This window comes from Streptomyces sp. CA-146814, from assembly GCF_050942385.1.
Taxonomy (GTDB): Bacteria; Actinomycetota; Actinomycetes; order Streptomycetales; family Streptomycetaceae; genus Streptomyces.
Genome location: NZ_CP192068.1, coordinates 5,714,551 through 5,733,923, shown reverse-complemented (window position 1 = coordinate 5,733,923; position 19,373 = coordinate 5,714,551). Strand labels below are relative to the sequence as shown.

Below are 19,373 nucleotides of genomic sequence, written 5' to 3'. Positions count from 1 at the left end.
GTCAGGCCTCCACGCGTACGGTCCGGCGCTCGACGCGCTTCTCGGCGCGCGGGTCACCAGGGGCGACGGGAACGACCCGCTGGACGAAGATTCCGGGCAGATGGATGTCGTCGGGGCCGAGTTCGCCGGGCTCCACCAGCTCCTCCACCTCCGCGACCGTGATACGTCCGGCCATCGCGGCGAGCGGGTTGAAGTTGCGGGCGGAGGAGTGGAAGCGGAGGTTGCCGTGCCGGTCGCCGACGGCGGCTCTGACCAGCGCGAAGTCGGTGGTGATGCCTTGCTCCAGGAGGTGGTCCCGGCCGTCGAAGACCCGCGTCTCCTTGGGCGGTGAGGCGACGGCGACCGAGCCGTCGGCTCCGTACCGCCAGGGCAGTCCGCCCTCCTCGATCCAGGTGCCCGCGCCGGCCGGGGTGTAGAAGGCCGGGATGCCGGAGCCGCCGGCCCGCAGCCGTTCCGCCAACGTGCCTTGCGGGACCAGCTCCACCTCCAGTTCGCCTTGGAGGTACTGCCGGGCGAACTCCTTGTTCTCCCCGACGTACGAGCTGGTCATCCGGGCGATCAGCCCGGCCCGCAGCAGCAGGCCGAGGCCCCAGTCGTCCACCCCGCAGTTGTTGGACACCACCCGCAGTCCGCCCGCGCCCCGCTCCAGCAGGGCGTGGATCAGCACTCCGGGGATACCGCAGAGACCGAATCCGCCGACCGCCAGCGACGCTCCGGCCGCCACGTCCGCGACCGCGTCCGCCGGGTCGGCGACCACCTTGTCCACACTCATCCGTCCGTCCTCTCCCCGCCGCATCGACTGCGACGAGACTAGGAACGGAGGACGGCGTACGGCGATGGCGTCCGCCCACACTTCGCCACCGGCCCAGGTGGTGACGGACCACGCGAGGCCCTACCGCCCGTGCCGCTCCTTCGCCAGCCATGGCCCGAACTCGCTCTCCAGCACCAGCCGGCCCAGCTTGCGGTACTCCTGGAGCACCGCCGTGACGAGCTGGTCCATGGTCAGCGGAGCCCGCGACTCGGCGGCGAGGTAGGCGGCGGTCACCGCGCAGGCCCGGATCGAGCCGCCCGCCAGCTCGAAGCGGTTCGCGCAGAACTCCAGGTCCAGCGCCGGATCGCGCGGGATCGCGGTGCCCAGGCAGCGGTCCCAGAGGGCGAGGCGCTGTTCGGCGTCCGGGATCGGGAACTCCGCGATCACGTCCAGGCGGCGGGTGAACGCCTCGTCCAGGTTGGCCCGGAGGTTGGTGGTGAGCACGGCGATCCCGTCGAAGGACTCCATGCGCTGGAGGAGGTACGCCGACTCCACGTTGGCGTGCTTGTCATGGGCGTCCTTGACCTGCGACCGCTTGCCGAAGATCGCGTCGGCCTCGTCGAAGAGCAGGATGCCGTTGACGTCGGAGGCCTCGACGAAGATCCGTTCCAGGTTCTTCTCGGTCTCGCCGATGTACTTGTCCACCACGGTGGAGAGGTCCACCACGTAGAGCTCCATGCCCAGTTCGCGGGCGATCACCTCGGCCGACATGGTCTTGCCGGTGCCGGACTCGCCCGCGAACAGCGCGATGACCCCGCGCCCCCGGCCGCCGCCCGGCCGCATCCCCCACTGGCCGAGCACCTGTTCGCGGTGGCGGGCGCGGAGGGCGAGTTCGGTGAGCTGGGTGCGGGTGGCCGGGGGCAGGACCAGGTCGTCCCAGCCGACGGCGGGTTCGATGCGGCGGGCGAGCCGTTCGAGCCCGGCGCCGTTCTGGGCGCGGACCGCCGCGCGCAGGTCGTCCGGGTGGACCGGGCGCTGTTCCAGGAGCGCCAGCCGGGAGGCGACGGTGGCGGCCTTGCGCAGCTGGTCGGAGTCGAGCCGGTAGGAGGCGGTGGCCTCGATGAGGTGGTCGTCGGCGCTCGCCTGTGCGTCCGGCAGCCCGACGGACCTGGCGGCCTCGGTGAGCGCCTGGCGCCACTGGCGTGCCGCGCCCGCCGGGCCCGGCGGCAGGACGGCGACCGGGACCGGGCTGTCCCGGGTCCAGAGCGGGTCCCAGTTCTTCTTCCCGTACGCGATCAGGGGCGTGCCGCTCACCGCCGTACAGAGCGAGGCCAACAGGCGGGCGCCTTCCGGGCGTTCGGGTGCGAGCGCCTCCAGCGGGCCGAGGACGATGCCGCCGTGGGTGAGGCGGGCCTCGGCGGCCAGGGTCCGTACCAGCTCGGCCGTCCGGTCTCCGGCCGCCGCGAGGGCCGCGATGTCGACCACGAGCGGGCGGCGGCCTGCGGCGGTGAGCGCCTCGACGGCCAGGCCGGAGGCGTCGCCGCCGCGGTCGAGCAGGTGCACCAGGCCGCTGCCGGTGGCGAGCGCGGCGGCGATGCGGTGGGCCTCGGGACGGTCGTCGGGCTCGGCAGCCGGTACGGGCACGTGGGCCAGGCCGCGCAGCCGCCCGTCGGGCTCGTCGTCGCCGAGGAGGTGGGCGGTGATGCGGTCGGGTACGCGCAACGTGCGGGAGAGCAGCGGGCGTTCGGGGTCCGTCACCTCCAGCAGGCCGCCTGCGACGAGCGGGGCGGAGGGCTGGAAGCGGAAGCGGCCGGAGCCTGCCGCGGGCAGGCCGCAGAGCTCCAGCGCCAGGCCGATGGCGGGGCGGCGGCGGGTCAGGTCGTCGTTGAGGTAGCCGTAGAGGCGCTCGAACCGGGCGTCGATGTCGGGCGCCATGGCGACCAGCAGCAGCTCGATGTCCAGCTCCACCAGCCCGAAGCTCCGGGCCAGTCGGCCGAGCCGGGAGCCGCTCTCGGTGACGTACGACGACGGCTCATCACCGTACGGCACATCACCGTACGAAGGTACGGCCGCGAACGCGTCCCGCGACTCCAGGATCCGGTCCACCGCGTCCGGCGTGAGGTACTGGCCCCGGTACGGATCGTCCGGCTCCGGGTCGGTGGCGCGGCGGGCCGCCACCGCGTGCCGGACCCGCTGCTCGACGCGGGCCAGCCGCTCCCACAGCACCTCGACGTCCGCCATCGGCGGCGCGCTCTCCGTCAGACTCGCCGTCATCGCGCCGCACTCCCCCGCCTGCGCCGCCCGGGCGGCAGTTGTCTCTCCCGTTCGGCGGCGAAGCCCTCCGCCGCCAGGTCCGCGCCCGCGTTCTCGTACCGCAGGCGGCGGCCCGGGTCGTCGACCGCCGTGCCGTCCACGGCCGGTGCGGCCTTCATCACCAGGCCCTCGGTGACCGGCGGTCCGGTCGGGGCCCGTTCACCGGCGAGCGGGGCCAGGGCGCGGAGGTCGATGGCGGCCTTCAGCTCGCCGCCGAGCGCGGACCACACGTCGGAGGCGGACGGCCCGTCGGTGCGCGGCCCCGCCGCCTCCAGCTCGACGGTGAGGCCGAGTTCGGCGAGGCTGCCGGTCAACATCGATGCGGGCAGCGTGTCGTGGCGCATCAGACAGCGCAACACCTCGGAGAGCAGGCGGTGTTCGTCCTGCGGGCGGTTGGTCCAGGCGGTGACCAGGTAGGTCAGCTCGAACCAGCGCGGCGGGGTCCGCCGGCCGGTGACCATGCCGTGCTCGTCGTGCTCCTCGGCCGTACCGGTTCGCCGCCTGCCCGCGTCCTCGCGGATGCCGTGCAGGAAGACACTGATGGTGGGGGCGTTGCGCCGGGCCGACCAGTCCTTCGTCGGCGCGTCGAAGACCAGGTCGACGCCGCTCTCCTGGAGCCCGGCGTCCACCAGCAACAGCCGCAGTCCTTCGTCGACTTCGTGGATCATCGGCGGATCACCTCGTCCGGCGGCGTGATGGTGCCGAGCACCACGAGGAAGTCCGTGGTGACCGGGGAGAAGCCGGGGCCCCGGGCCGTGATGATGCGCGGTCCGGTCTGGTCCTTCGCCAGGATGAGCAGCTGCGCGATGAACGTGCCGTCCGGGTTCGGCAGGGTCGGCGCCGCGGCCGCCGTGATCCCCGGGTCCCAGTCGAGCTTCACGGGCGCGCCGGGCGGGAAGTCCTTGCCGCGCACCGAGGTGACGAAGCCGGGCTTGCCGACGGCCGGGACCGCGATGATCCGGGGCTGGAGGATGCGCAGCGGGATGCGGGAGACGTTGTCGTTCCGGTCCGCGTCCGTGCCGGTGGTGGTGAGCGTCGCCGTGATCCTCGTGCGCAGGGCGCGGTCCGGTGAGAGGACGACGCGGACGACGGTGGAGGCGCCGGGCGCCAGGTCGGGCAGCCCGCACTGTCCTCCCGTGCAGCCTGCCGGGAGCGGGCCGGACGGAATGTTCCCCGGCAGGCCGAGCTGGAGCCGGAGGCCGGTGGCGGTGGCGTTGCGGCCGTTGCGCACGGTGTAGGTGACGACGACCTTGCCGCCGACGTAGCCGGGGCTGGGCTGGGCCCGGACGACGACGCCGGGACCGGCCGGGGGCGCGGGCGGCAGCGGGGCCGGGGGGCGTGGTGCGGGCGGGCGCGGGGCGGGCGGCGGAGGCGGTGCGGGCGCGGTGGTCGGGGGCGCCGGGGTGGGGGTCGGAGGTGTGGGGGTGGGCGGGGTCGGCGTGGGAGGCGTCGGGGTCGGAGGGGTGGGGGTCGGGGTGGGCGGGGGCACGTCCTGGACGGGGACGAGGGTGCCGGTGGCGTTGTCCGTCGGGTTCGGGTCGAGCACGGTGCCGGTGACGGACCAGCCGATCGGCTGGTCGCCGCGCGTGACGCCGGTCAGCTTGGCGGTGATCTCGACGCTCGCGCCGGGCGGCACGACACCGAGGCCGCACTGCGGCGATGCGGCCCCGCACGTACCGGCGTCGGTGGTCAGCTCCTCCAGCCGTACGCCGGGCGGAGGATCGGCGGTGAAGACGGTGCCGGGGGACGGCGACGGGCCGTGGTTGACCACGGTGACCTTCACCTCGACGGAGGAGCCGACCTCCACGGTGGGCCCGGTCGGCGGGGCCGTCACGGCGAGGTCGACCGACTGCTGGTAGCTCGGTTCCTTCTGGCGTCCGGCGTGGTCGTTGTCCAGCGGCGTCAGCTCACCCGAGGCGAGGTCCAGGACGGAGAGCTGCTCCATCGAGTTGACCGGCTGTTCCCGGCGGGAGGAGAGCACGAGCCGGCTGCCGTCCGGCGACCAGGCCACATCGCGCGGCTGGAACGGGCCGGTCCCGGTGGTGTCGGGGACCGGCAGTTCGCAGCCGAGCGGGTTGTTCCGCTGGGAGGAGGGCAGCACGACCCGGCAGCCGCCGCCGCTCAGCGGCTTGACGATGACGCCGTTGCGTTCGTTGATCCGGCCGCCGCCGTCCTTGCGGTTGAAGGCCACCGTCGTACCGTCCGGGGAGAACGCCGGGCTGTCGTCGATCACTTCGCAGGCGCCGGGGCAGATGGTGGCGCTGAGGTCCCGCTGCTGGTCGAGCCGGTTCACCGGCACGGTCCAGATGTGCTTGTTGCCGCCGTTGCCGTTGATCACCTGCGTACGGGTGAAGGCGAGGTTGACGCCGTCGGAGGACCAGGTCGGCTGGGCGTCGCCGCCCTGCTGCTGGCCTTCGGGCGGGCGGATCTCGTCGAGGATCGCGCCGGTGGCCACGTCGGCGATGAGGATGCGGCCCGGACCGGCCGCCCCGCCGGTGCCGCCGGGCGAGGTGCGGGTGAACGCCAGTTTCGTACCGTCGGGCGAGAAGGTCGGGTCGGTGTCCCAGTCGCGGTCGCCGCGACCGGCGAGCGGCAGGGCGGCGCCGTTGGTGCCGTCGGCGTCGACCATCCAGATGCGCTGGATGCGTGCCTCGGCCGGGCCTTCGAAGCGGGTCACGACGATGCGGCGGCCGTCGGGCGTGTAGTTCTGCCGCTCGGTCCACGGGTCGAATCCGGCCGCCGGGTTGAAGAGCGGGTCGGCCGCCGGGTCGGTGTTGGTGCGGGCCGCCGGGTCCTCGTTCAGGATGGTGAAGCCGAGGTCGCGCGGGTCGGAGCCGTCCTGGCGTACGTCCTGGAGCGTGACGGTGTTGGCCGTGGCGGCGGTGATCCGGGAGACGATGACCTCGCCCGTACCGCTGTCGCTGCCGGTCCAGGTCGGAGACGCGACGTCACGGTCCTCGGAGACCAGCTGGTCCGGCGTCTGCTCGGAGAAGACCGGGCCCCGGTAGACGTGGTCGAAGTTGTCGCAGCCGCAGACGTGGAACGGGCTGAGGAAGAGGACGTCGTCGCCGTTCGGCAGCCAGGAGACCGAGTGACTGCCCCACTCCGCGTGCCCGCCCGCCAGCAGCGGCCGGTCGGTGCCGAGGCCCTCGGTGACCCGCAGCCGGTAGCCCTTCTGCGGGTCGGGGTCGGTGATGTGGGTGTACGCGACCCGGCTCCGGTGCGTGTCGTCGTCCACCGGGTTCCAGGACGGGTCCTTGGCGTCGCCGGGCGGGCCGTCGCTGATCCGGCGCTGGTCGCCGCCGGCGAAGGCCCGCTCGTAGATCTGCCAGCCGCGGGTGGCGTCGCCGTCGCAGGCGTACGCGATGCGTGTTCCGTCCGGCGAGAAGGTCGGGGACTCCTCGTTGTCCGGGGTGTCGGTGAGCCGCCGCAGGTTCGAGCCGTCGACGCCGACCGCCCAGAGGTCGCGCTGCACGGTGCCGCCGGGGCCCGGCTCGGCGGAGTCGAAGACAACCGTACGGCGGTCCGGCGAGAGTTCGGGGTTGCCCGCGTCCCGGTCGGTGGTGAGCCGGCGTACGGTCCCGTCGGCATCGCGCACGTACACCTGCGGCCGCACGCTGTCGCGGAGGCTGGTGAAGACGAGGACGCCGTCGCGCGCGGAGGGGTCCTGGTCGTAGTGGGTGGGGCCGGTGTCGCCGAAGAGCGGGTCGGTGGTCTTCTCGGCGTTGGCCCGGCCCAGGCTGCGGTGTTCCGTGCCGGCGAAGGCGATCCGCCCGGCCTGCGCCGGGTCGGCGTCGGCCTCGGCGGCCACCGCCTCGCCCGAACCCTGCGGGGCGGCGGCCGATCCGACCACCAGCAGCGGCGCCAACAGCACCACCGCGCCCGCCAGTCGGCTCCACCGGGCATGCTTCGCCGGGCCAGCAGTGCCGGTCACGGCCCACCTCACAGTCTGTTGATGACGCTCCACCGTCGAGCATCGCGCCCGCGCGGGGCAGGAGGACAGGCCTCAAGTACCCGGACCGGGGGAAGGAGCGGCTGCCCTTTGCGGCTGCTCCTCCCCGCCGGGAGGCTCTCGGCCCCACCGGGAGACCCGGCGCGCGGCTGTCCCTCCCCGCCCCGGGGCCGGGCGCACGGTCAGATCAGGCCGTGCCGCATCGCGTACCCCACCGCATGGGCGCGGTTGCGCAGTTCGAGCCGGGTCGCCACCTCGTGCAGCACGTTCTTGACGGTGCGTTCGGAGTACGAGGTCTTCTGCGCGATCTCCGACGTGTCGAAGCCCTCCGACACCAGCCGGATCATCTCCGCCTCCCGGGCCGTGAGCGTGGAGAGGGTGAGTCCGCGCGGGTCCAGGACCGTCCGCTGGAGGCTGCTGACATGGTCCAGGAGCTTGCCGAGCAGATCGCCCGGGAGCACGCCCTCGCCGTTGGCCATCGCCTTGACCAGGTGGATCAGCCGGTCCTGGTCGGCCTCGCCGCGCCGCAGCACGGCGGCGACCCCGCACTCGATCATGGTCTGGAGCGCGCCCGACTCGAAGAAGCCGACGACCAGACCGGTGCGGGTGGAGGTGTTGCGCTGAAGGCGGTGCAGGAGCTGGACGGTGGGCTCGTCCACCGTGTCCACCACCACCAGGGAGACCTGGGCCTGGTCCGCCTCGGCCTCCGGTATCAGCTCTATCTCGGGCCGCATCCGCAGCTGGTGGACCATGCCGGTCTGGAGGATCAGGTCCTCCGCGTAGACCGCCACGGTGACCCGGCCGCCGCTCCCGGCGCCGGGGACGGTGCGGGCGGACCGGGCGGTCCGCCGGTCCGCGTCGGGCCTGCGGTACTGCGCGCGCTCCGCCGTCCCGCTCCTCGCGCCTGGCGTGGTCACCGCGTCCGCCGGGGGCCTGCTCGTGCCGTCCGCCGTCGTCATCGTGTCGGCCGTGGTCATCGTCATCGTGTCTGCCGTGGTCATCGTCATCGTTCCGCGCCGTCTTCCTCAGGTACTTCCGCCCGATATGCCTGTCACCGCTCCCCACCGCACCGGTCTTCGGCAGGGGGCGCGGGCCCGGGGCGGGGGCGTGGAGCCACCGGTGCGGTGTGCGTCCGGGGCACCGGCCCTGCCCGCTCGTTGCCCTCGCGACCCTGCTGCGCAGCCACCGGGGCGGCCTACGGTCGCAGGGTGACCACATCTGCCGAACTCGAAATGCCCACGGTGACGGTGTCGCCCGGCGGTACCGCGACGACGACCCTGACCGTGCGCAACGACGGTGACATCGTCGAGGCCTACACCCTCGAAGTCGTCGGCGACTGCGCCGCGTGGAGCACCGTCGAGCCGGCCCGCGTCTCGCTCTATCCGGGCACCTCCGAAACGGTGACCCTCACCTTCGCGCCTCCCCGCTCCCACGAGGTCAAGGCGGGCGAGACCCCGCTGGCCGTCCGTGTCCTGCCCGCCGAGCACCCGGAGTCGGTGGTGGTGCCGGAGGGCACGGTCACCGTCGAGCCGTTCCACGAGCTGCGCACCGAGCTGGAGCCGCGCCGCCGCCGGGGCTGGCTGGGCGCCCGCTTCCGTACCGCCGTGCAGAACCAGGGGAACACCCCGGTCGACGTGGCCTTCACCGGCAAGCAGGCCGGCGAGGAGCTGCGGCTGGGCTTCACGCCGGGTCAGAAGCGGCTGGAGCCCGGCGAGTCGGCCGAGATCCGGCTGAAGGTCCGTGCGGCCAAGCTGATCTGGTTCGGCGAGCCGGTCACCTGGCCGTTCGAGGTGGAGGCCGCGGAGGTCGTCGCGCCGGTGGAGGCACCGGTCGCGGTGGCCGCCGGGAGCGGGGAGACCGTCCGGCAGGAGCCCGTCCGGCCGGAGACCGGCGGCATGGAGGCCGTACGTCCGGAGCCGGTCCCCGGTGAGTTCCTCCAGCTGCCCGTGCTGCCCAAGTGGCTGCTCATCGTGCTGGCCGCGCTGCTGGCGCTGCTGCTGGCCTGGTTCGCGCTGGTCCGGCCGGCGGTGAAGAGCACCGCGAAGCAGGCGGCGACCGAGGCCGCGCAGGAGGAGGCCGCCCGCGGCGAACAGCAGCAGGGCGCGCCCACGCCGGGCGGCCCGAACGACCCGACGGGAGGCCAGGGGCAGGGCACCGGCCCGAACGCGCCGGGCACGCCCGGAGGTACCGGCGGCTCCGGTACGGGACCGGGCACAGGCTCCGGGCCGGGCGGCACGGGCGCCGGGGGCACCGAGCAGAGCTCCGCGACGATCGACGTGGAGTCCCGGGCCGGGGGCGAGGAGACGGGGACGTACCAGGTTCCGGCGGGCAGGGTCTTCGGCATCACGGACATCGTGGTGGCGAACTTCCAGGGCGACGAGGGGGTGCTGACGATCTCCTTCGGAGAGCGGAAGATCACCACCATCGCGCTGGAAACCTTCCGCAACCAGGACTATCACTGGGTCACCCCCATTCAGGTTCCGGAGAACGCCACGGTCACCGCTGCCGTCACCTGCGCCAAGCCCGGCACTCCGGCGACCGGAACACAGGCTTCGGGCTGCCATCAGGTGATTAACGTCAGCGGCGTACTCAGCGATCTCGCACGGTAGAACTACAGCGGAAACGGCGGCGCCGGGCGCCGCGTTCCCCTTTCGACGACGGCACCTGTTCGGTGACGACGACACCTTTCGATGACGACAAGAGCAGAAACCCGCCCCCGGGGGAAACCCGGCGTGCCGGGCGATGGCGGATTCATCCTCCCGAATACACCAAAGGTCTATACCAATTCGGTCACCCCCGGCACCGACGACCAGGGAAGAATATCCGGTTCCGGTGGACCGGAGCACGAACGGGGCTGATCAGAGCCGTTCCTGACGGTTCGGGAGGAGACCCCGGGTGCCCGATCGGAACGGTCGGGTGCCCGTTTCCGTCGGCGCGAACCGGCCGGAAGATCACACCTTCTGGGCGCATTCTGGCCGAATCCCGTCACTCCGCCACGATTCCCGGGCAGCCCCGTACGGCTTTTCGCCGTGTGGCGTTCATCGAGAAAAAGAGATACCGAACACACCACCTCCAGGAAACGGAATCAGTCCTTCCGGCGAATCCCCGGAAGACATCCGGAACGACGTCCGGAACGACGTCCGGAACAGCGGGCAGAACGGCGGCCGGAGCGGAAACACTTCTGTGACCCGTTGTTCTCCTCCGCGTCATCCAGGAGCCCTCATCCAGGAGCCGTGGAATGCGTCCGGCCTTCCGCGAAATGCGCAAGTGACGCGGCCGGTCCGCCGGGGCAGCATTCACCGCCGCCAAGGTGCCCGGGAAGGCAGCGTCATTGCCCCGCGCCCAGGACTTTGAGACCTGGTCCCGGCCGCCGGCGCCGGGCAAGACTGACCGGTGAACGAGTGACCACCCCCGAAGGAGCGAGCATGCCGACGTACCTCACCCCCGGTGTATACGTGGAGGAGGTGCAGTCCGGAGCACGGCCCATCGAGGGAGTCGGCACCGCGGTCGCAGCCTTCGTCGGCTTCGCCGAGACGGGCCCCTTCCACCAGCCGACGCTGGTGACCAACTGGGACCAGTACGTCCAGACGTTCGGCACCTTCACCGCCGACACCTACCTCACGCACGCCGTCTACGGCTTCTTCGCCAACGGCGGCGGCGCGGCCTACATCGTGCGCATCGGCGGCCCCGCGCAGGGCGCCTCCGCGTCGAGCGGTCCCGGCGCGGTGAGCCAGGCCCCGGCGCCCGTCGCCCTCGGCGGCTTCCTGGTCGCCGCCAAGTCCGGCACGGGCGACGGCCTCTCCGTCGAGATCGCCGACCCCGAGGGCGAGAACCCTCCGGAGGACCGCTTCAAGCTGCTGGTCCGCCAGGCCGGCAAGGTGGTGGAGACGTACGACGTCTCCACCCGCAAGAACGTCAAGGGCTACCTGGTCACCCAGACCCGCGACTCCCAGCTCATCCAGGTCACCGAGCAGCCCGGCACCGCCCAGAGCCGCCCGGAGAAGCAGACCGTCGCCCTCGCACCGGCCACGCCCGCTCCCGCCACCGGCTCCGGTGTGGCGCGGCTCGACGCGTCCGAGTACGTCGGCGACGCCGCCGCCCGCACGGGTTTCGGCGGCCTGGAGTCGATCGACGAGATCACCATGGTCGCCGTCCCGGACCTGATGAGCGCCTACCAGCGCGGCGAGATCGACGCCGAGGGCGTCAAGACCGTGCAGCTCGCGGTCATCTCGCACTGCGAGCAGATGGGCGACCGGGTCGCCGTCCTGGACACCCCGCCCGGCATGAACGCCCAGCAGGTACGTAACTGGCGCAACGACGAAGCCGGTTACGACTCCCGCTACGCCACCCTGTACTACCCGTGGGTGAAGGTCTTCGACCCGGCGGCCGGCCGCAATTCCCTGGTCCCGCCGAGCGGTCACGTGGCCGGTGTCTGGGCGCGCAGCGACGGTGAGCGCGGAGTCCACAAGGCGCCCGCCAACGAGGTCATCCGCGGTGCGGTGGACCTGGAGATCCGGCTCAGCAAGGGCGAGCAGGACCTCCTGAACCCGATCGGCGTCAACTGCGTCCGCGCCTTCCCGGGCCGCGGCATCCGCATCTGGGGCGCCCGCACCCTCTCCTCCGACCCGGCCTGGCGCTACCTGAACGTGCGCCGCCTCTTCAACTACCTGGAGGAGTCGATCCTGATCGGCACCCAGTGGGTGGTCTTCGAGCCGAACGACGACCGCCTCTGGTCGAGCATCCGGCGCAACGTCACCGCCTTCCTCACCGAGGAGTGGCGCCGCGGCGCGCTGTTCGGCCGCACGGCCGAGGAGGCGTTCTACGTCCGGTGCGACCGGAGCAACAACCCGCAGGAGTCGATCGACCTCGGCCAGGTCGTCTGCGAGATCGGCGTCGCCCCGGTGAAGCCGGCGGAGTTCGTGGTCTTCCGCCTCGCGCAGTTCTCGGACAGCACCAGCCTCATCGACGAGTGACCTCCGCGGTCCTCATCTCCCCACTTCGCCACATCAATCGGAACAGGTGACACACAGTCATGGCAGAGGGCGACGCTCTTTCCACCCACGTATTCGGCGTGCAGCTCGGCGGCTACCTCGTGGAGTCCATCCAGGAGATCAGCGGCATGACCGTCGAGGAAGAAGTCGTCGAGGTCCGTCAGGTGACCGCCGAGGGCAAGCAGATCATCCGCAAGCAGCCGGGCGCGCGCCAGGCGGGCGAGGTGACGATCACCCGCGGGCTCGACAAGAGCAGCGAGTTCACCACCTGGATCAAGGAGACGCTCAACAACGGGGCCGTCGACACCGCGCGTCAGAACCTCACGATCGAGATCAAGGACTCGACCGGTGAGACCGTCCGCCGCATCCAGCTCATGCAGGGCTGGGCCTCCAAGTGGGAGGGCCCGTCGCTCAAGGCCGGCGAGTCCAGCGCGGCGACCGAGACGGTGACCATCACCTTCGAGGAGATCGTGGTCGAATGAGGCGCCGGACCGTTTCGCCGGGCAGCGGCCTCGAAGAGGTCCTGGACAACCTCGCCGCGGCGCCCGCCGCACGCGAGGAGGCACCGCCGGCCCGCACCCCGCAGCGTGAACGCGACTCCCTGCAGACGGAGTTCGCGTTCGAGCTGCCGCGCGGATACGTCGACGACGAGGGCCAGGTGCACCGCCACGGCACCATGCGCCTCGCGACGGCCCGGGACGAGCTGCGCCCGCAGATCGACCTGCGGGTGAAGGAGAACCCGGCGTACCTGTCGGTGGTGCTGCTGAGCCAGGTCATCACCCAGCTCGGCACGGTCACCGACGTACACGCCGGGATCGTGGAGCGGATGTACGCCACGGACGTGGCGTTCCTCCAGGACTTCTACCGCCGGATCAACAGCGAGGGCCACACCCACGCCGCGGTGACCTGCCCGCTCTGCCACGGCTCGTTCGAGGTGGACCTCTCGGGTGGGCGCCTGGGGGAATCGTGACGTACGCGCTTCCCCGGCTGCGGGAGGAGATCGCGTACGTCGCCTACCACTTCCATTGGCAGCGTGAGGACATTCTCGACCTCACCCACGCGGAACGTCAGCAGTGGGTGCGGGAGATAGCGCGGATCAACACCCGCGTCAACGAAGGCGGGTGATCGTGTGGGGTTCGGGAACTGGCTGCGCCGGACGGACCGGGCGGTGCCGGGGCCGGTGCCTGGGCCTGGGCCTGGCGCGGAGGAGGCAGGCTCCACGGGGCCGGCTCCCGAGTCCTCCGGCTCCGGTGCCTCGGGCGCCTTCGGTGCGTCCGGTGCCTCCGATGCCGGCTGGGACGGTGGCTGGCGTCAGGTCGCTCCGCCCGCGGTGACCGTTGCCCGGTCCTCGATCGGGGTGAGCGACGGACTGCGGTTCCGGTCCCAGCTCGCCTCCTGGCAGAACCCGACCCTCGGCGGCGAACTCGGCCACGCCGTCCTGCCGTCCGCCCCGGTGGGCCTCATCCACGGCGTGACCCGCCCGGGCTCCGCACGCTCCGCCTCACCCGGAGGCCCGCTGCTGCTGCGGGCGGCCCGGCCGGAGGGCGCCGAGGCGGAGGCGGAGACCGGGACGGCCGCGGTGGCGGGGCGCGCGGGCGGCGGAAAGCCGGGGACGCCGGGGCGGAGTGCGTCGGTCCAGCGGTCTGGCGGTACGACGCGGACGTCGGTACGGGAGGTGGGGGCGGGGTCCGTCCCGGCTGGCTCGGGTCCTGGTGCGGGCGCGGCCGTGAGCCCTGTCGTCGGTCCGGGCGCAGGCTCGGGGTCGGCGTCGGGCTCGGCTGCCATGCCGACGGTGCAGCGGGCTGCGAAGGCCGGTGCGGCGCCGACCTCTTCGGCTCCAACGCCCCCAGAGGCTGCCGCCGTTTCGGCTACAGCTCCGGCTCCGACTTCAGTTCCAGCTTCGGCTTCGGCTTCGGCTTCGGCTTCGGCTTCGGCTTCGGCTTCGGCTTCGGCTGTTGAGCGTGCGCGGCCTGCCGCCGTACGTCCTCGGCGTACCGCGCCACCGCTGACCGTCGCCCGCCGTCCGGCCATGCGGCTGCGGCAGATCACCGGGCTACCGCCGGCCGCCGCCGCTGCCACCCCCGCCGCGCCCACCGCACCCTCCGCACCGGCCACCGCTCCGGAGCCCGTGCGGCGGAGCACGCAGCAGGAGAGCCCCGGCCGCACACCGGCTCCTGCTCCTGCTCCCGAGGCCGTACGCCCGGCTCTGGGCAAGCCCCTACGGGAACTGCCCTCCGAGGCCATCACGCCCGGCCCGGCAGGGCTAGGACGACCCGTGCCCTCCGCCCCGGGAGGGCAGGAGGCGGCGGCCATGCCGGTACTCCAGCGGCAGACCTCGGAGGCAGCGGAGGCGGCCTCACCGGCCGTGGCGCCTTCGCCGGGTCAGGCTCCACGCGACGGCTCCCCGGGGCGCACGCAGCCCGCCGACGCACCCGCCGGCCCCCGTGCCCGTATACGCGGCGGCATCGGCACGCCCCTCACCTCGCTCCCGTCGACCGCCCGGGTCCAGCGCGACGCGCCGCTCCTCGGTGACCGCAGGCGTACGCGACCGGGCCCGACGGGCACACCGTCCCCGCAGACCACAGCGCCGCAGGCCACCACACCACCGACCGCCCCGAACACCCTGACCAACCCGAGCACCCCGAGTACCCCGAGTACCCCGTCGGAGATGCCGGTCCGCTCGGCCCCGGCACCCGCCCAGACCTCGCCCGTACAACGCGCGGTGGACGGCGACCGCCCCCGTACCTGCGCCGGTACGGATACGGGCACGCCCGCCCCCGGCAACACCGCTCCCCCGGCCCCGGCCCGCGTCCGGAACATCGGCCCGAAGCGGGAGGCCGGACGGGCCGCGGCCACGCCCACCGTCCAGCGTTCGCGCACCCTGCTCTCGGGCCGGGAGCTGAAGGTGAGCACCGGTGCGGCCGAAGGGTTCTCGGCGCCGCCGACGACGACAGCGGCCGGCACCACGGCCCGCCCGGTCGTGGCAGCCACCTGGAGCCGCGACGTACAGCGGTCGGCATCCGGAGCGACGGCGCCCGGTGCGCCGGGGACCAGCCACACACGAACGGCGAACGCGCGGACCAGCAACGTGCGGACGACCGGCGACGGGCAGCCCGGCAACGTGCGGACGGCCGGCAATGCGCGGACCGGCGACACACAGACCGGCGGCACGCCGTCCGGGGAGCGCCGGACGTCAGCGGGTGCGACGCCCCGGCGCAACACACCCCGCGCCCGCCCTGCCGAACCCGCCACCGCACCGGCTGCGCCGCACCGAACCCGTACCCCCGGCCCGGCCCCGACGACGACAGCGGCGGCGGCGGCAACAGCGGTCGACGGCGGCCAGATCCCCGGCACCACCGTCCAGCGTGCCGTCCCCACAGCCCTCGCGCCCCGGCGCACCACCGGCGAAGGCACCACCGGCGAGACCACCGGCCCGCAAGCCATCTCCGCCCGCACCGCGAAGGCCACCACCGCCCCGGCCGGGAAAGGGTCCACGATCGGCGGCGCGCTCCAACGGCTCGTGCAACGCCGTTCGGTTCAAGCTCCGGCAACGGCCCCGTCGTCGCCCCGCCCCACCCGCCCCTCCCCCCACCACGGCAGCCGGCAACCGACCGTCCAACCGGCGTCGTCTCCCCCGCAGGCCACCCCTTCAACGGCTTCAACGCCGCCCAGGCCCTCCGCCGCCTCCACGGCCCCTACCCCGGCCCGGGTCCCGGTCGTCCGCCCGCATCCCCCCGTGGCCGCCCCACCCGGAGCCACCGTCGTACCCGTCCAGCGGATGCCCCTGCCGGTCGTCCCGGACCCCGCAGGCCCCCCGCCCGCAGGCCCGGCGCCCGGCGGCGGCGACGCCCCCCTGGCAGGTCCGCAGCCCCTCTCCGTACGGGTCCCACCGCGCCCCCACGCAGCGGCATCCGGCACCACCGGGCAACCCGCCTCACCGGCCCAAGCGCTCCAACGCGCGGCCGCCCAAGCCGGCATCACCGGCGTCCCGGTCAAGGCGGTCCCGCCGAAGAGCACGCACAAAGACACGCACAGGAGCACGCACAAGGGCGCCCAGCGCGGCGCACAGCCAGGCGGACCGAGGCCCGTCCAGCGCGCGGCCGAAGACGGCCCGTCCGGCTTCGCCCCCAGCACCGAGACGCCGACCGGCACCACGGCGGCCACGGTGAACACGGCGAACGAGGCACACACGGCGAACACGACCGCCCGGATCTCCGGAGCCGAGATCGAGGAGCTGGCCCGCCGCCTCCTCGACCCCGTGAGCCGGCTCATCCGCGCCGACATGCGCCGCGGCCGGGAGCGTGCGGGACGGCTCCACGACGGCCGCCGCTGACAGCACACCCCGACCCTCACCACCCCAGCAGTCAGAAGAAGAGAATCGGCATGACGGACAACATCTTCGCCACGAGCGTGTTCTTCAAGCTCGTGATCGGCGGCAGCGACCTCGGGGCCTTCCACACCTGCTCGGGCCTGGGCGCGGAGGTCGAGATGGAGACGTACGCCGAGGGCGGCAACAACGGCTTCACCTGGCACCTGCCCGGACGCATCACCTGGACCAACATCACGCTGACCCGCCCGGTCACCGCCGACACGATGAAGATCGCGCGTTGGCTCAACGAGACGATCCAGCGCGTCGAGCCCAAGGACGGCGAGATCGTGGCGCTGCGGCCGGACCTCAGCCGGATCATCAGCTGGCAGGTGCAGGGCATCGTCCCGGTGCGCTGGCAGGGCCCGTCCTTCGATCCCGCCAACTCCCAGGCGGCGATGGAGACGTTGGAGATCGCGCACGAGGGCCTGGAGCCCTCCTGATGACCCGTCACGTCACACGCCAGGAACGCCCGGAACACCCGGAAGGAGGAACGCCATGTCACCCGCTCTCCGTGCGAGCCGTGCGCGCGCCCAACTGACCATCATGGAACCGCCGTCGACCGTCGGCGCCAAGCCGGGCGGCAAACTCGCCCAGCTCACCCTCCAGTTCAACCCGAACAAGCTGTCGCTGAGCAAGAGCACCGAGTGGCGGCGCACTCCGTCCCGGATGGCCGGGCAGTCCGCGCTGCCCGAGTTCGTCGGGAGCGGGCCGCGCTCGCTCTCGCTGGAGGTGTTCCTCGACGCGACCGCCACCCACGACAACTCCGTGGAGAAGGCGGTGGAGCAGCTGATGATCGCCTGTGTGCCCACGCCGACCAGCCTCGCGCGCAAGACGCCCGCGAGCCCGTGGGTGCGGTTCGACTGGGGGACGTCGCGGACGACCTCGTTCGACGGCGTGCTCTCCAACCTCTCCGTCTCGTACACGCTCTTCGACGTGGACGGGAAGCCGCTGCGCGCCACCTGCTCCCTCTCCATCGAGGAGGCGAGCGTCGACCCCGCCGGCCAGAACCCCACCTCGGGTTCGAAGGAGGCGCGGCGGACGCACCGGGTCGTCGCCGGGGACAGCCTGCCGCTGCTGGCCTGGCGCGAGTACGGCGACGCCACGGCCTGGCGGACGATCGCGGACGCCAACGACATCGACAACCCGTTGCAGTTGATCCCGGGCAGCGAACTCCTCGTGCCGGGACTGGAAGACCACCTCGCGGAGGGCGGCCGATGACCGCCTCCGCTCCGGGGCGTTCGTTCGCCGCCGATCCGATCGTGGAGATCCCCGCCGAACTGCCGCTGGGCTGGGCCGCGCAGCTGGTGAGCTGTGTGGTCGACGAGAACGTCGGGCTGCCGGACACGGCCGTGCTGATGTACCGGGACCCGGACCACGATCTGCTCAGCGAGAGCGGGATCACGCTCGGCACTCCGCTGAAGATCTCCGTCGTCACCGTCCAGGACCGGGTCCGTGAGCGGCTGTTCACCGGTGAGGTCACGGCGATCGAGCTGGACCACGACACCACCGGCACGTTCACCGTGATCCGCGCGCTCTCCAAGGCGCACCGGCTCCAGCGCGGCCGGAAGGTGGTGGCGTACCGGAACATGAAGACGGCGGACATCGTCCGCAAGGTCGCGGCGGGTGCCGGGCTGGCGTGCGGCAAGGTCGAGGCGGCGCCGATCACGTACAAGCAGCTGACCCAGCCCAACGTCTCCGACTGGGAGTTCCTCCAGCACCTGGCGGCCGAGAGCGGGGCGCAGGTGCGGGTGGACGACCAGGGCGTGCTCCAGTTCACCAAGCCGAAGCCCGCCTCCTCGGCACCGTCGCCCGACACCCGGGCCGCGAAGAACCCGATGGTCCTGGAGTACGGGGACAACCTGCTCGCGCTGCGGGCGGTGGTGACCGGCGCGGACGGGGCCGGGGACGTGGAGGTGCGCGGCTGGAACGTCGACACCAAGACGCGGCTCGTGGCGCGGGAGCAGTCGGTGCGCAGCAAGACCGTGACGCCCGGGATGAGCCCGTCGGTGGCGGCCGGGGCGTTCGGTGCGAAGGCCCGCGTGACCGTCGCCGACACCCCGTACCGCACCCAGGCGGAGACCACGGCCGTGGCCGGCGCGGTGGCGGCCCAAGTCAGCTCGGGCTTCGGGGAGATCGAGGCGGTCGCCTTCGGCAATCCGCAACTGCGCGCGGGCGCACCCGTGGCGCTCGGCAACGTCGGCCCGACCTTCTCCGGCCGCTACACCGCCACCGCCGCCCACCACGTCCTGGAACCGGACGGCGGCTACCGCACCACCGTGATCGTCAGCGCCTCGCCCGACCGCTCGCTGGCCGGGCTGACCGGCGGCGGGGCCCCCTCGCGTGGTCCGCGCATGCCGGGGCTGGCGATCGGCGTGGTCACCGACATCCGCGAGGGCAAGGGCCAACGGGGCTGGGTGCGGCTGAAGTTCCCGTGGCTCGACGACACGTACGTCACCGACTGGGTCCGTACGGTGCAGTGGGGCGGCAACGGAGGCGGCGGGGTGTTCAGCCCCGAGGTCAACGACGAGGTGCTCGTCGGCTTCGAGCAGGGGCTGCTGGACAGCCCGTACGTGCTCGGCGGCCTGTACAACGGCATCGACCGCCCCTCCGAGCACGACGTACCGCTCGTCGACAAGACCAGCGGCAAGGTCAACCGCCGTTCTCTGGTGTCCCGTTCGGGCAACCGGCTGGAGCTGCTGGACACGCCGCGCGGCCCCTCCGGCGTCCGGCTGGCCAGCGGCAACAAGCGGCTCGAAGTGACCCTGGACGAGCGGAAGAACGAGATCGCGCTGACCGTGTTCGCGCCCGGCTCCAAGCGGCCGCAGAGCGCCGTGACGCTCTCCTCCTCGGGCATCACGCTCGACGCGGGCACCGGCACCGTGGAGGTCAAGGGGCGCTCGGTGACCATCAACGGCAAGACCGGGGTCACCGTGGACGGCGGACTGCTGGCGGTCCTGAAGGCCAAGCTCATCCGCATCAACTGACGCCCGACCCGCT

The 19,373-nt window shown here is 72.9% G+C and carries 16 protein-coding genes; 9 read left to right on the top strand and 7 right to left on the bottom strand.

All coding sequences use genetic code 11. The annotated features are described in order from the left end of the window. Position 1: 1 nt before the first annotated feature. The 5 genes from ACQP09_RS25735 to ACQP09_RS25715 form a co-directional block, all read right to left on the bottom strand. On the bottom strand, positions 2-772 hold the full coding sequence (locus tag ACQP09_RS25735) for a CoA transferase subunit A (RefSeq protein ID WP_433403589.1): 771 nt from the start codon (positions 770-772) through the stop codon (positions 2-4). Positions 773-892: 120 nt separating this feature from the next. After that, positions 893-3,025, bottom strand: coding sequence for an ATP-binding protein (locus ACQP09_RS25730; protein ID WP_433403586.1), 2,133 nt, complete (start codon positions 3,023-3,025; stop codon positions 893-895). Then, a complete protein-coding gene (locus tag ACQP09_RS25725) occupies positions 3,022-3,732 on the bottom strand; it encodes a DUF4255 domain-containing protein (RefSeq protein WP_433403584.1) in 711 nt (236 codons plus the stop codon). The genes ACQP09_RS25730 and ACQP09_RS25725 overlap by 4 nt, the downstream gene beginning before the upstream one ends. Beyond that, positions 3,729-6,998, bottom strand: a complete 3,270-nt coding sequence (locus tag ACQP09_RS25720; RefSeq protein ID WP_433403581.1) for a hypothetical protein — start codon at positions 6,996-6,998, stop codon at positions 3,729-3,731. Before ACQP09_RS25720 ends, ACQP09_RS25725 begins: the two co-directional genes overlap by 4 nt. Positions 6,999-7,198: 200 nt before the next feature. Then, positions 7,199-7,975: a response regulator transcription factor gene (locus tag ACQP09_RS25715; RefSeq protein WP_433406764.1), complete on the bottom strand. Its 777-nt coding sequence runs from the start codon at positions 7,973-7,975 to the stop codon at positions 7,199-7,201. 273 nt (positions 7,976-8,248) lie between these two features. On the opposite strand from ACQP09_RS25715, the gene ACQP09_RS25710 reads away from it, so the two are divergent. The 5 genes from ACQP09_RS25710 to ACQP09_RS25690 all read left to right on the top strand — a co-directional run bounded on the left by ACQP09_RS25710 (position 8,249) and on the right by ACQP09_RS25690 (position 13,132). After that, a complete protein-coding gene (locus ACQP09_RS25710) occupies positions 8,249-9,625 on the top strand; it encodes a COG1470 family protein (protein ID WP_433406763.1) in 1,377 nt (458 codons plus the stop codon). 816 nt (positions 9,626-10,441) lie between these two features. Beyond that, on the top strand, positions 10,442-11,989 hold the full coding sequence (locus tag ACQP09_RS25705; RefSeq protein WP_433403578.1) for a phage tail sheath family protein: 1,548 nt from the start codon (positions 10,442-10,444) through the stop codon (positions 11,987-11,989). Positions 11,990-12,048: 59 nt separating this feature from the next. Further along, positions 12,049-12,489 carry a phage tail protein gene (locus ACQP09_RS25700; RefSeq protein WP_007457189.1) on the top strand — a complete coding sequence of 147 codons (441 nt, stop codon included), beginning with the start codon at positions 12,049-12,051 and terminating at the stop codon, positions 12,487-12,489. Then, a complete protein-coding gene (locus tag ACQP09_RS25695) occupies positions 12,486-12,977 on the top strand; it encodes a hypothetical protein (protein WP_432150359.1) in 492 nt (163 codons plus the stop codon). Before ACQP09_RS25700 ends, ACQP09_RS25695 begins: the two co-directional genes overlap by 4 nt. Beyond that, entirely contained in the window at positions 12,974-13,132 is a 159-nt protein-coding gene (locus ACQP09_RS25690) for a DUF6760 family protein (protein WP_018492281.1), read from the top strand. The genes ACQP09_RS25695 and ACQP09_RS25690 overlap by 4 nt, the downstream gene beginning before the upstream one ends. Before the next feature lie 186 nt (positions 13,133-13,318). On the opposite strand, the gene ACQP09_RS25685 is transcribed toward ACQP09_RS25690, so the two are convergent. Together ACQP09_RS25685 and ACQP09_RS25680 are read right to left on the bottom strand one after the other, a co-directional pair. Then, entirely contained in the window at positions 13,319-13,792 is a 474-nt protein-coding gene (locus ACQP09_RS25685) for a hypothetical protein (protein ID WP_433403574.1), read from the bottom strand. Positions 13,793-13,875: 83 nt separating this feature from the next. Continuing rightward, the gene (locus tag ACQP09_RS25680; RefSeq protein ID WP_433403572.1) at positions 13,876-14,010 is read right to left on the bottom strand and encodes a hypothetical protein; all 135 of its coding nucleotides are present in this window, start codon (positions 14,008-14,010) and stop codon (positions 13,876-13,878) included. Between the two features lie 308 nt (positions 14,011-14,318). Between ACQP09_RS25680 and ACQP09_RS25675 the strand changes: the two genes are divergently transcribed. The 4 genes from ACQP09_RS25675 to ACQP09_RS25660 are packed head-to-tail and all read left to right on the top strand — an operon-like array spanning position 14,319 to position 19,360. Then, complete coding sequence (locus ACQP09_RS25675; RefSeq protein ID WP_433403569.1) at positions 14,319-16,340, top strand: hypothetical protein; 2,022 nt, start codon at positions 14,319-14,321, stop codon at positions 16,338-16,340. 50 nt (positions 16,341-16,390) lie between these two features. Further along, a complete protein-coding gene (locus ACQP09_RS25670; protein ID WP_432150356.1) occupies positions 16,391-16,816 on the top strand; it encodes a phage tail protein in 426 nt (141 codons plus the stop codon). 55 nt (positions 16,817-16,871) lie between these two features. After that, positions 16,872-17,594 (top strand): peptidase M23, encoded by a 723-nt coding sequence (locus ACQP09_RS25665; protein ID WP_433403566.1) that lies wholly within the window; start codon positions 16,872-16,874, stop codon positions 17,592-17,594. After that, on the top strand, positions 17,591-19,360 hold the full coding sequence (locus tag ACQP09_RS25660) for a VgrG-related protein (RefSeq protein WP_433403563.1): 1,770 nt from the start codon (positions 17,591-17,593) through the stop codon (positions 19,358-19,360). The genes ACQP09_RS25665 and ACQP09_RS25660 overlap by 4 nt, the downstream gene beginning before the upstream one ends. The last annotated feature ends 13 nt before the right edge of the window (positions 19,361-19,373 follow it).